Genomic DNA, 7,642 nt, shown 5'->3' with positions numbered 1-7,642 from the left:
ATTTCATGTTTAATTTACAAGAAGATATGTATGAACAATTGAAAGAGAAAAAAGGGGAAGTTACTGTATTTTTAAAGAATGGCGTTCCAGTACGTGGGCAGATCCTTGCAACAGATAAATTTACTGTCTTAATGATGGTTCATGGTAAACAACAACTGGTATACAAACAAGCCATCTCTACAATCATTAAGTAATACCATAAAGTATTTAGCTCTACCTAGGCAAATTTTACGATCTATGCAATACCAATCTGTTAATATGTACAAATGTAAACAGGATATTAGGGGCACCATATAGTGAAAACTAGTTTTACAAAAGTATGAAAGTAGCAAACTAATATAAACAAGTTGTAATATTGCCATCAACTCAAAAAGAACATGTAGTAATTTCTACATGTTCTTTTTTTAATAAAAATGAAAGTAAACTTTTAGCCGTTTAGTTTACTTTCAAATCATTTATTTAATTAGGTTTATCACAACTTATTCATTTCCCTCAAAAATTCTTATAGAAGTATACCTTTAAAGACATTACTTATATAGTCAAGGATTATCATGTTTAAAGATGTGTTATAAAATATTTTTAAACGTTTATTAAACATCTACAACCTTTATAAATTTCTTAGCGTACAAATTTATCGAAATGATATGGTGACCCCATTTAGGATTAGGTTCTTTTAAAAGTACTGGTATATCCGGGTTTAGGTGATTAGTTACAACTGCTTGGAAGTTTTTGTACCAAAACATAATGTATTAATATTTTGACATTTTTAAAGATTTTAATACGTTTTTAATAATAAACGTATTAAAATCCTTCTTTTTCTCATACATTCATTTGATTATTCTTCTTATCAAGTGAATTGAAATATGTTCATTATCTTATATAAATGAGTATATGTATGTTAAATTGTGTAAATATGTGTCAATAGATAATATGAATATATAAGTAATATCTATTACTTATATATTCATATTATAAGTATTTGGAAATATAGCGGAGGGATATTATGAAAAGGGGACAGAAACAAAAAACAAAAAATTTAGTGATGATAACTGCCACATTATCTATGTTTGCTACTGGAATAACGCCTTCATTAGAAGTCTTTGCGGAAGAACAAGCACAGCAAAAGAAAGTATCTACAACGTTACAGAATGAAAATTCTGTTAATGTGGAAAATCGAGTATTTGCAGTTCCAGGAAAAGGAGATGTCTCCCAACTTCAAAATATTGAAAGAAGGGAAAGAAATTTTAGTGCATACGAGCCAACAGGGTTATATGCTAAGCCAAATGAACAAATAACAATTCAGGTACAAGGAAATCAAAGTATACAAGCATATATTGGAACTTTCTCGTTCGATGCTTCTTGGAGGGAAGATTCCAAAATTAAATCATTTACTTTAAGTCCAGGTACAAACACAATTCAATCTCCAAATGGAGGAATGATTTATTTTTATAATAAACAACAAGGTGGTACCATTCAAACAACAGTAATAACAGGCGGAACGGCTACTCCTCTCTTTGAACTTGGAAAGCATACGAAACAAGATTTAATAAATATGCTCAATCAATATCCAAATGCACATGCGGTGGAATTAAAAGGGGAGCGCGTATTGATTACTGCTAGCCCAGTTCGTGTTAAAAAATATTTGATAGACTCTAACACAGATCCTGTACAACTCTTAAAAAAAATGGATGAGGCCACTAGAATTCAAGATAAAATATCTGGATTATCTGAAGAACAAGTAGATAAACATTATCTGCATTATGTGGAGGATAACCATTCTCTGGATTATTATATGTATGCATATCCTCACAGAACTGCATATGTAGGAGATGCAATCCAACATGTATTAGACATTAATAAATTTACAAATGATGGATGGGGACCTTGGCATGAGGCAGGACATATGAGACAACAAACGCCTTGGAACTTTAAAAATATGACAGAGGTACAAGTCAATCTTTACAGCCTTGCTGTAGAAAAAGCATTTACATCTAATCAACCTTTTAGATTGCAACAAGAGGGCGCTTATACTAAGGCATTTCAATACTTAGAACAACCTAATAAAAATTATGATGACATTAGTGACCTTTTTGTTAAAGTTGTAATGCTTTGGCAATTACAACTAGCGTACGGAGAAGACTTCTATCCTAAGTTGCATCAGCTGTATAGAGACATGCCTTCAAATGAGATTCCACAAACTGATGAAACGAAAAAACAATTATTTATGATTTCAGCATCAAAGGCAGCAAAACAAAATTTAATTCCGTTTTTTGAGAAATGGGGATTACGCCCAAATAATGATACAATCCAAAAAGTAGCGGCACTAGGGTATCCAAATTTAACGGCTGAAATTTGGAAAAGTACAGATTCTAATCCGGTTAAACCGGATACACCGAATTTTTCGAATGTTTTAGAAGGAAACCAGTTTGCATGGTCGATGAAAGGGATTGGTGATTTTGAATTTGTGAAAGTAAATTTAAATAAATCAACAGAAGAAATGCAAATTAATCTAAAAGCAGGTGTACCACATAACTACTTTGATAGTACATATGCAAGTATTAAAGTGCAAAACACATCAGGTAAAGTGGTATATAACAAAGAGATTTATGGAAATAAGCAACAAAATGCAGAGCAAGCAAAAGTTCCGGTAAAAGTAGGCAATTTTATTGAATTCACACATTTAGAAGGTGCGAACAGAGCTACTATTACAAATATGGAGAAAAACATGCAGGAAAGTTTTGGGAATAAAGCGGTCTATGAGATTACAAAAGAGGGATTGAAGAAAGTAGATAAAATTGTTAATCCGAAACCAGATACAGAAGCTCCCACGCAGCCACAAGGATTATATGCAAGCAACGTTACTTCTAACAGTGTAGAACTAAAATGGAATCCTTCTACAGATAATGTAGGTGTAAAAGAATATCAGGTATTACGTGATGGACAACTAATTCAAACAATACAAGGTACGACGTTTATTGATCAAAATCTAACAGCTAATAAGGAATATAAATACGCAGTAAAGGCTGTAGATGCAGCTGGGAATACATCAAATCAAAGTAACATTCTTCTGATAAAAACAAAAGATCAAAATGTATCTTATGAAAAATGGGATCCGAGGAAGGCATATACAAAGGGCGACAAAGTAGAACATCAAGGGAAAGTGTATGAAGCTGTTCAAAATCATCAAGGAAATGGTGATCCGAATTGGATATTTGCCTTATCGTTATGGAAACCACTTACTTTGAATTTTTAAGTTGATGGGCGTGGGAATACCAAGTTATAAAATGAAATTTGTTATGATCTCATCTGAGAATGAAATTCGATAAAGGTAAAATTAGTGAAAGTTATAGGGACTAAGGTGCATTCCACTATGTCAGCCAGTTGCGAAAGGTTAGGAAACTACCAAATTATATTCATGTTGGCTGTTTAATTCCTCATGCCTTTAAGTATGGAAATTATTTTATATAAACGAGAATCATGCAGTAGTCAAAGGTCAAAAACAAAAAAGGGGGAATTATTTTGAAAAGGATTTCATCTTTATTATTAACAATGCCGATTATTTTAGGAAGTATTGCTACGATTCCGCATACAAAGGTTTCAGCTGAAACAATGTCATTCAATCAAGAGACATTCACTTTAGAAACATTGGACCAACAGACGGATCAAGCAATTGCAAATGGTAATTTTGAAGCTCATTTGAATAATCTCACAGCATATCTGAATGGAAATGTTGGGGGTATGACTGAAGAGAACTTGAAAAAGAAGCTTGCAGACCCAGTATTTGCAGCAGCTTTGGCTCAGTGGCAATTCATATCACAAACAGGTGCTGCAACAATGGCTACATTTGCTAAAAAAGATGCTAACCATCAGAAATTTCTTGGCTGGGCTATGAAAAATACAGGTGTCATGAATACCTATCTTGAAGGTGGTAGTCCAACTGGAAAAAATCCTGTAAATGCACTTGAGATATGGAATACAATCTGGAATGCGGATGCAAATTCTCACGAAGGATTGTATTTAAAACTAGCGATAGCTACATCGTTAGCTCATGCTGAACCTATAAAATATTGGACAAACAATCAACCTATTAATCCATTAACAAGGTACCAACATTATAAATCAGCAGATCAAAATAATGAGTTACTTCCTTGCTTTAGAACATATGATGTTTGGCATTTAAGGTTAGTAGTGAATACTTGGTCACCAGAAGAAGATTTAACTTGGGCAAGGAATATGATTAATACGGAACATCCAGAACTTAAAAATCAAGATAAGGTAGGGGAAAGTGCATATTTGATTAATTATGTAACCCATAACAAAGATGGAGTTAGCATTCACGCTGGAAATGATGCATTCTACGGTTTAGGTTGGAATCTTTCTTCCATTTACAGATTTGGCGGGGTATGCGGTAATATTTCGAAGTTTGGTACGCAAGTAAGCCAAGCCTTTGGAGTGGCAGCTATGCCTGTTGGACAACCTGGACATTGTGCACTCATATGGAATAACAAACCATCTTCTTGGAATTTAGGAAATGATATATCCGGATGGGGTGAATCGAGCCGTCATGATGCAACTGTTATTCCTTGGTCAGATAATAGCCCGACAAATCAAGTACCGTATATGCTACTATTTGAAAATGCTGAACGTGACCCAGTAAAACTAGATCAATCAGAGCGATTACGCTGGTTAGCGAAAGCGATCACTTCAGCAGATAATAAAATTGCAATTTATAAAATATCCACCAATATTTTACCAATCAATTTTTTAGTATGGAAAGATTACGTTGCTCTTATGTTACAAAATCCAAATGTAACAGATGCTGAGTGGAAAGAATTAAATAACAGTATCATTTCTGTTTTTGCGAATGAACCGCGACCGATGATGGATCTTCTTACTCAAATAAAAAGCCATGTACCAAATACAGATGATATCTTGGAAGGAAAACAGTTTTCATGGTCACTGAAAGGGATTGGAGATTTTGAATTCGCAAAAGTAAATTTAAATAAATCAACAGAAGAAATGCAAATTGACCTAAAAGCAGGTGTACCACACCATTACTTTGATGGCACATATGCAAGTATTAAAGTGCAAAACACATCAGGTAAATTGGTCTATAACAAAGAGGTTTATGGGAATAAACAGCAAAATGCTGAATCAAAAACAGTCCCAGTAAAAGTGGGCGATTTTATTGAACTTACACACCTAGAAGGTGAAGAGAGAGCAACGTTAATAAATTTAGATAATAATAAGCACGAAAGCTTTGATAAAAAGGTAATGTATGAGGTTACAAAGGATGGCCTGAAGAAAGTAAATCAAATTGTTAATCCTAAGCCAGATACAGAGGCTCCAACACAGCCACAAGGATTATATGCAAGCAATGTTACTTCTAACAGTGTAGAGCTAAAATGGAATCCTTCTTCAGATAATGTAGGTGTAAAAGAATATCAGGTATTACGTGATGGACAATTGATTCAAACGGTACAAGGAACGACGTTTACTGATCAAAACCTAAAAGTTAATAAGGAATATAAATATGCAGTGAAGGCTGTAGATACAGCTGGAAATACATCAAATCAAAGTAACATTCTTCTGATAAAAACAAAAGATCAAAATGTATCTTATGAAAAATGGGATCCGAGGAAGGCATATACAAAGGGCGACAAAGTAGAACATCAAGGGAAAGTGTATGAAGCTGTTCAAAATCATCAAGGAAATGGTGACTCAAATTGGATATTCGCTTTGGCATTATGGAAGCCACTAACATAGGGGTCTAATATATATTGAAACTACGCCCAAATGTTGAGGGTAATTATGGGGTTTCCCTCATTCCCATTAAGCTAACATTTTGAAGTGCCTCCAAAACGGAAATTACAGCCAATAAAATAAAGTGGTTTTCCAATGTTGGGTTCCGTGAATGTTACCTATTGAAAAAATGATTTATAGTAATAACATAGACATTTGACGAAAGGGCACCGAATGCATGGTTGCCCTTATTATTCTAAAAGTTCCTTTATAATTTTTTTTATATGCTTAGTGGGCTTATCAACATGGTTTAAATAATAATTTTCAGTTATGACAAGACCTGGTCCTACTATTGAACGAAGAAAAGGTGATATCTTTCCTGTGTAATCATTAATAGTTATGCATTCAGTATCTTCATTCATTAGAATGTTATATTTACATGCTATTTCTAATACAGGCTTTCCTTCATTATTTATCATTTTTCGAGAACTGATGGATTCAATAAGCGCATTACTTTGTTCGATTTGAAAACTATCTGTATTAGCCAAATCGTAGGAAATAATGAAAGCTATACCTATTGCGTTAATCATAGATTTCCTCCTTTAGTAGTTTTGCTTACTAAAATATAATAATATATATTAAAAGTAAACAGTATGAGAGCAAGTGATGTATGGTTGCTCTTTTTTATACGAAATATCACCTGCCGTAATGGATTATATAATAACAATTTCAGACATAAAGATAATTGAGAAGCATACACTTATATAGAACGGTTGCAAATATAATTACCGATATTCTTTGCGAGAGAGCACTTAAGGAGAGTGCTCTTTTTCATTTTCACACTTTAAAGGAGACAAGCATATAGTATAAAACAAGTTATATTTCATCTAATCCCTTTTTTACCAAAGTACTCGCGGAAACGAGTGCTGTTATTATGTCACCTTTTGATAAGGACAAGTATAGGGACAACCCTACGTTGTTCCTTATTCACTCATATCTAACTCCTTATCACATTAAGAGAATCCTTGTGTAGGATGCTCTTAATGTGATAAAACAATTTTTACACCAAAAAAGAAAGGCTTGATACATATGACGTATACGTCCGTTTTAATGATTATTGGAAAGTAAACTTCTATTCAAAAGTTTATTTTCGCAGCAGTTTAGTATATATGCGGTTGCATACATCGAATTAGCCTTAAGCATTAGCAGTTTAATTTTAGGGATAATCGCCCTAATACTTAAGATCTGGTCTAAACGAACAATATTTGTAATTTCATTTGTTTTATTATATTGTGCTTATTTTAGGACTAGATTAGAAATAAGCAGGATTTTACGAGTGGATTATTGTAATAGGGCATATTCTACCGTCATTGTGAGGAGTTGATTTTTTGGTTAATCTATTGGAAAATACATTCCAATTATCAGCAATAATACTACTCTTATGTTCATTTTATTATTACAGGCATTTTAAAAAGATTAAGAGAGAAAGAATACTAACTTCATTTGAATTTTCAATTTATATCATAACCCGAGTTGAATTTTTTCTTTGTGCAGGTAGTTATCTACTTTTGTTCTTGGATAAAAATTATTAAACAACCAGAAGCTATTCTTGAATAAAGAACAGCTTCTTTAAGGCAACGAAGGTATTTAAAACATGGAGATACTCTCTCAAAACGCTTTCGTTGGTTCTGGTGCAAAAACTTAAGGACAATTGCAATGAATCTATAAATCTTGGACATACTGTTACTATGACTTTAAAAAGGGTGCGTGATTGGTATGGAAAAGGAAAATGTATTCAAATGGAAGCATTATCAGCCTGATATTATTTTGTTAACGGTAAGATGGTACCTACGGTACAACCTCAGTTTTCGTGATTTGGTGGAAATGCTAGAAGAACGGG

Annotated in this window: 4 protein-coding genes and 1 pseudogene; 4 read left to right on the top strand and 1 reads right to left on the bottom strand. The window is 33.2% G+C overall.

What is annotated here, in order from left to right; all coding sequences use genetic code 11:
* Positions 1-5: 5 nt before the first annotated feature.
* The 3 genes from hfq (at position 6) to MR155_RS30245 (ending at position 5,766) form a co-directional block, all read left to right on the top strand.
* Positions 6-194, top strand: a complete 189-nt coding sequence (gene hfq / locus MR155_RS30255; RefSeq protein ID WP_002203963.1) for an RNA chaperone Hfq — start codon at positions 6-8, stop codon at positions 192-194.
* A gap of 809 nt (positions 195-1,003) precedes the next feature.
* A complete protein-coding gene (locus tag MR155_RS30250) occupies positions 1,004-3,253 on the top strand; it encodes a M60 family metallopeptidase (protein WP_242312012.1) in 2,250 nt (749 codons plus the stop codon).
* 266 nt (positions 3,254-3,519) lie between these two features.
* On the top strand, positions 3,520-5,766 hold the full coding sequence (locus MR155_RS30245; protein WP_242312011.1) for a putative mucin/carbohydrate-binding domain-containing protein: 2,247 nt from the start codon (positions 3,520-3,522) through the stop codon (positions 5,764-5,766).
* A gap of 227 nt (positions 5,767-5,993) precedes the next feature.
* Here MR155_RS30245 and MR155_RS30240 read toward each other — a convergent pair whose 3' ends face one another.
* Positions 5,994-6,332, bottom strand: coding sequence for a hypothetical protein (locus MR155_RS30240; protein WP_016093711.1), 339 nt, complete (start codon positions 6,330-6,332; stop codon positions 5,994-5,996).
* A 1,186-nt stretch (positions 6,333-7,518) separates the two neighbouring features.
* Here MR155_RS30240 and MR155_RS30230 point away from each other — a divergent pair.
* Positions 7,519-7,642: pseudogene (locus MR155_RS30230) on the top strand (IS6 family transposase); the annotation flags it as partial.

Source organism: Bacillus cereus group sp. BfR-BA-01331, from assembly GCF_022663915.1.
Classification (GTDB): domain Bacteria; phylum Bacillota; class Bacilli; order Bacillales; family Bacillaceae_G; genus Bacillus_A; species Bacillus_A mycoides.
The sequence above is the reverse complement of the archived record's forward strand: the minus strand, read 5'-3'. Positions and strand labels throughout refer to the sequence as shown.